Below are 1,808 nucleotides of genomic sequence, written 5' to 3' on the forward strand. Positions count from 1 at the left end.
CGTCAGGTCGGAATTTTTCTGTAATCGAATAGATGTCGCCCGCATTTGAGCCGGCTGCAGCCAATGAAAACGCGACATTTCGTTGCATGAGGGCCATAAGACCTTCCATTAAGAGTGGATGGTCGTCGACAACCGCGATCGATATTTTCCCCATATTCCCCTCATTTTTTAGCTTGCATTCACGACGCCGCATTTAGGAGTAACTGCAACACCATGATAAACGATTGAGTAATTGTCAAAATTATACGGATTTGCACTACGAAGTACCTCTTTATTGCCGTTATCTACCCCTGAGTAATAAGAATTCAACTTGCGAATCCTGAGAGCTGACATAGGCTGCTGTTGATGCGTCATCTTTCCCCGCCGCAAAGYCGAGGCCGACGGATTCATGACGGCGAATATTGGCCATCAGCCGAGAAAAATCGGTTGGCAACGCGCCCCGCGCGAACCTTCGCTTGTCGAGGCCTTTGCCTCGGTGCCGTTGGGCCCCGGAGCGACATCGTGGCGAAGATTCCTCGCCTTTCTGGGGCCGGGATACCTTGTTGCCGTAGGCTATATGGACCCTGGGAACTGGGCGACCGCCGTCGCCGGAGGATCCCGCTTCGGCTATGCGCTCCTCTTCGTCGCTTTGCTTTCGAACGTCATGGCGATCGTTCTGCAAGCGCTCTGCGCCAGACTCGCGATTGCGACTGGCCGCGATCTTGCGCAGGCCTGTCGGGACGCCTATCCGCCTTGGATAAGCGTGCCTCTTTGGGTGCTGGCGGAACTCGCCATCTGCGCGACCGACCTCGCCGAGGTGCTTGGAACAGCGATCGCGCTCAATCTGCTCTTCGGCCTGCCGATCGAAGTCGGCGTGGTACTGACCGCGCTCGATGTTTTCGTCGTGCTTTGGCTACAGAACAAGGGCATTCGCTGGATCGAGGCTTTCATCATCACACTGCTCGGCGTGATTGCCATTTCCTTCGCCATCCAACTGGCGATGGCGAATCCGGACTGGCGCGAAGTGCTAGGTGGATTTGCCCCGAGCCGCGTAATCCTAACCGACCCTGATATGCTCTATCTGGCGCTCGGCATCATCGGCGCAACGGTCATGCCGCATAACCTTTATCTACATTCGGGCATCGTCCAGACTCGCGCCTACGGCCGTGAGGAGCGCGACCTCCGCGAGGCGCTTCGCTTCGCGACGATCGATTCCAGCGCCGCCTTGCTCTTCGCCTTTCTCGTCAACGCCTCGTTGCTCATCGTCGCCGCGGCGATATTCCACTCCGCCGGCCAGACCCACGTGGCCGAGTTGGAGCAGGCTTATAAGATCCTTACGCCGCTTCTGAACAGCGCAACTGCGCCGACACTCTTTGCGATCGCGCTCCTGTGCTGCGGCATAAATGCCAGCGTGACGGCGACCATGGCCGGGCAGATCGTGATGGAGGGCTTCATCGAGATCCGCTTGCCAACATGGCTGCGGCGCCTGGTAACCCGCCTCGTCGCCATTCTGCCCGCGGTGATCGTGCTGCAATTTTACGGCAACACCCGCACCACGGACCTCCTGATCTTGAGCCAGGTCGTATTGGCCCTGCAATTGCCTTTCGCTGTGACGCCGCTGGTGTTGCTGACAGCTTCACGCAAGAAGATGGGGGCTCTTGCACCGCCCCTCTGGCAGACAGGGCTGGCCAGCGCGATAGCGGTTGTGCTGATCGCGCTCAATCTGACGCTTGTCACGGGCATGGTGTTGCGGTGATACGCACCGCCCGCCCAGGAACCGGCTCATTTGGTGGGAGCGGGCGGATATCGATCAGGTCGGACTTTTGAAC

Annotated in this window: 1 protein-coding gene; it reads left to right on the forward strand. The window is 58.3% G+C overall.

Annotation, left to right across the window (positions count from 1 at the left end; translation table 11 throughout):
• Nucleotides 1-388: 388 nt before the first annotated feature.
• A complete protein-coding gene (locus AC1DVA_RS28100; RefSeq protein WP_476808084.1) occupies nucleotides 389-1,735 on the forward strand; it encodes an Nramp family divalent metal transporter in 1,347 nt (448 codons plus the stop codon).
• Nucleotides 1,736-1,808 lie beyond the last annotated feature (73 nt).

The sequence above is a fragment of the Allobosea sp. P4_C6 genome (assembly GCF_056402015.1).

Excerpts from the sequence above, each read along its gene's own strand:
- AC1DVA_RS28100 (WP_476808084.1), top strand. The coding sequence starts at position 389 with ATGACGGCGAATATTGGCCATCAGCCGAGAAAAATCGGTTGGCAACGC.